The sequence below is a fragment of the Pseudoalteromonas sp. H105 genome, from assembly GCF_001469215.1.
GTDB lineage: Bacteria > Pseudomonadota > Gammaproteobacteria > Enterobacterales > Alteromonadaceae > Pseudoalteromonas.
Window position 1 is genome coordinate 1 of the sequence record NZ_LOFH01000024.1, and the last position, 3,343, is coordinate 3,343.

The window sequence follows — 3,343 nt, forward strand, 5'->3', positions numbered from 1 at the left end:
TCCACTATGATGAAGCAACCCAAACCTGCCGCTGCCCCGCAGGCAATAATATGTGGCGAAGCGGAGTTAATGTAAACAGCCATAACCAACAATACACGCGATTCTGTGGTTACTTAAAAGACTGTAAAGTGTGCCCACTGCAACAGCAATGCATGCGAAAGGCACCGATAAAAACAGGGCGGCAAGTGCAGTTTAAAAATGATGAATCACGAAAAAAAGTCAGTTACACCGATAAAATGAAGGTCAAAATAGACAGCCCAATGGGGCGACGGCATTACAGTAAGCGACTTGGCTGTATAGAGCCAGTGTTCGGTAATATCACCGTCAATAAAGGCATGAATAAATTAACCTTACGGGGACAAACGAAAGTGAATGCGCAATGGCAACTGTACTGCCTTGTCCATAATATAGAAAAACTGCAAAACACGATGCATTAAGAAGGGGAAGCCCTTTTAACTTAAAATAAAGCGACTCAACCACTCGTAACCACTTCCAAAACGCCAATTAAAACAATATCAAACACTTTTTTATATCCTGCATAAAAGTACAGTAATCGATTGAACGAAAATAGGAACTCAGCTATGGTTTGTTTATCAATAAAAATAAACAAAAAAACGAGTTAATCTACAGGCTCGTTAGGCTTATAGAGCCAAATCGGTGTTTTGAGTTATTCATTTATTTAGGGAAGAATTTGCACATGGAAAGGTTAAAAGCGTTACAAGTACCTTTTATATTTTTACTGTTAACTTTATTGGTACTAGTGTTTTTCAAATATCAGAGTGCTGAAAAAGAAAACTCTGTTTTAAAACTAAGATTATCTGAAAGTTTAAAAGCTATTGAAAGCAGTGAGGACTCAAGTGCTTTTACTGAAAGTAATAACGACAAAATATATTCCAATCATGCTAGCAATATTTCAGAACCAGCTAGTCCCACTTTAGCCTTTAATCCTGTACAACAAGAAACTTCTGAACCAGAATCAAAAAAAACTAAATATATTCACAAAGCAGTTCCTTTTGATGAGCAGGAAATTGATTACGAATGGGCAATTCCTGTTGAAACAGCAGTGAATGATGTATTTCACACAAGTGAACTACTAGTTGGCTTTGCTCTAGAAAGTGTAGAATGCCGCTCTTCTATTTGTAGAGTGAGAATGCCTAAACAGCATGAAGATACCTTTCATCAATCAGGTTTGGTTCTTTCCGCATTAGAAGAAGTGGGAATAAAGCATAATACAATAAGTTTTAGCTCGGATACCAAAGAAGATGCCGTTGTATTTTATTTTAGTAAATACGAATAATGGATAAATAAGCCTAACAAGAAATTAAACAAGGACAAAAAACAGTTGGCTTTTGCTCCTTCGTCGCTTATTTTAGCCAACAAATTTTTGCCTGTTAATTAGGCGTTAGGTGGCGCAAAGCTTCTGTTTTTGGCTTATCGCTACAACTGAGTTTGGTGCTGATTCGGGTGCCAACTCATAGAATTTTGCTAGCCGGTGGAGTATCGTTGGCTAGAAATAGGGCGCACAAGGCTGAGCGTTTTCAGGTCAAAATTGCAAGGTAAGCATCGTGGCACTTCTTTGTGCTGATCCTTTCTGAATTTTGCCGCTACTGGCTTCCCGAATGGGTGCTGCCAAGTCTGCCAACCTAACCAGTGCGTCTTGAGCGGACGGTAAACTGTTGGCTACCGCTCGTTCCTCGCGAATTTTAGCCAACAGTTTCACGCCGCAAACGCGGGCGTTATATGCCCAAGAGAATCTGTACATTATGAGCAAAAAATACTTCTTCGTTTTAATTATCGTTGTTTTCTCTGCTCAAACATATGCAACTTCTACATGGACGCCAAAGTGGAATTCCATTTCCATTTCTGCAAATGGCCCTAAAAGTGCTGGGGATATTAACATCAGTGCAAAGAGGTTAGATTCCGACGAACTTAAACTAATCGTTAAATCTAATTATGGAGAGTTTACACTCCAAGATGATTTAAAAGAGCCTCAAATTCAGACTTTAACTGTTACAAGGTATGGAGAAAGCGTAAAAAATTTTTCTGATTTATTTTACGTTTGTTTATTCTTCGGTGATGAGGCCTATGTTAATAAAGGTACACCTGAAAAACCCAGAAAAGAGTGGCAGGCTAATCTGGCGGTTTATACCTTTTCAAAAGGTAAAGCGAAGCTTAAGATTTTTAAAAATACTGATAAAGTATGGTTTTTCCCTGATTGCCTTCCAGTAATGGGCATATAACAAGAGAATTAAGAAGTGACGTCTCACGCTTGGCTGGCGCTCATTCTTCGCTAAATATAGCCAAGCTAATCCGCCTCTTATTCAGGCGTTATGTTTCTAGGGATGGTCAGTGGTTGAAGCTTTTTTCATATTCATTTTAATCTATGTTGCTTTTGCTTTATTAGCTTGGATTAATGCTAAAAGCCGAGGTGCGCTTTATTGGAGTGATCTTTGTCCGCCGGTTGTATTACCTTTGTTTTGGGTCGCTGTTACTTCATCAGGTTACGGGCATCAAAGTTTAAGTCATATTGTTGAAGTTCCGATAGTTTTAATCCTTAGCGTTTTATTCTTGAATATTCGTGTTTTTGTTGTTGATCGTTATAAGAAAAACTATAAAGTAAATTCATATGTTGTATTGGGTTTAGGTTTAATATTGGTTTTGTCGTTACGCACTTTTATGCCATATTTGCCGCAGTAATCGAAACATAACAAGAGACTATGGCGTCAATAGTTAATTTTAAACTTTTGGCGCTTCCCATAAAACTCCATCTCTAAGCATAGAATTTAAGATCACAATCATCTTTCTGACACATGCAATCAGTGCCACTTTTTTGGGTTTGCCTGCCGCAACTAGTTTTTGATAATGTGCTTTAAAAACGGGATTAGATTGAATCGCTGACATCATAGCCATGTATAAAACTGTGCGAACTTGATGCCTACCTCCCTGGATTTTTCGCATGCCTTTAAACCGCCCACTTTCACGGTTTATTGGTGCAACTCCAACTAAAGCAGAGGCTTGTTTATTTGTCATATAGCCTAACTCAGGTAAATTACTAATGAGAGATGCAGCAGCTATTTTACCTATGCCTTTCATACTTTGAAGAATGGTATTTTTAGCTTGATAGTCAGGGCAACTTTCAATGAGTTTGACCAGCTTATCCTCTATTTTCTTAATTTGATTTTTAAATAAAGTCAGGACTGGTTTAATTGTCATCGTAAGGCTTTTAGGTAAAATCTGTAGTCGATTTTTCTCCATTGTTTGCATCACAAGTAATTGATTTCTTCTGGCAACCAAATCACTCATATCCTGCATAATTTCAGGCTTTAACGTAGATAACTTAGGT

At 37.9% G+C, this 3,343-nt stretch carries 5 protein-coding genes; 4 read left to right on the forward strand and 1 reads right to left on the reverse strand.

The window, feature by feature from the left end; all coding sequences use genetic code 11:
• The 4 genes from ATS75_RS19905 to ATS75_RS19925 all read left to right on the forward strand — a co-directional run.
• Positions 1–437: transposase (locus tag ATS75_RS19905; RefSeq protein WP_201020988.1), on the forward strand; the 437-nt coding region annotated here is incomplete at its 5' end.
• Positions 438–697: 260 nt separating this feature from the next.
• The gene (locus ATS75_RS19910; protein ID WP_058562153.1) at positions 698–1,297 is read left to right on the forward strand and encodes a hypothetical protein; all 600 of its coding nucleotides are present in this window, start codon (positions 698–700) and stop codon (positions 1,295–1,297) included.
• A gap of 466 nt (positions 1,298–1,763) precedes the next feature.
• Positions 1,764–2,240: a hypothetical protein gene (locus ATS75_RS19920; RefSeq protein ID WP_058562155.1), complete on the forward strand. Its 477-nt coding sequence runs from the start codon at positions 1,764–1,766 to the stop codon at positions 2,238–2,240.
• A 109-nt stretch (positions 2,241–2,349) separates the two neighbouring features.
• Positions 2,350–2,697 (forward strand): hypothetical protein, encoded by a 348-nt coding sequence (locus ATS75_RS19925; RefSeq protein ID WP_058562156.1) that lies wholly within the window; start codon positions 2,350–2,352, stop codon positions 2,695–2,697.
• A 39-nt stretch (positions 2,698–2,736) separates the two neighbouring features.
• Here the strand turns inward: ATS75_RS19925 and ATS75_RS19930 are convergent.
• Positions 2,737–3,343 (reverse strand): transposase (locus ATS75_RS19930; RefSeq protein WP_152996255.1); only part of this gene is annotated, 607 nt, incomplete at its 5' end.

Excerpts from the sequence above, each read along its gene's own strand:
- ATS75_RS19910 (WP_058562153.1), top strand. The coding sequence starts at position 698 with ATGGAAAGGTTAAAAGCGTTACAAGTACCTTTTATATTTTTACTGTTA.
- ATS75_RS19920 (WP_058562155.1), top strand. The coding sequence starts at position 1,764 with ATGAGCAAAAAATACTTCTTCGTTTTAATTATCGTTGTTTTCTCTGCT.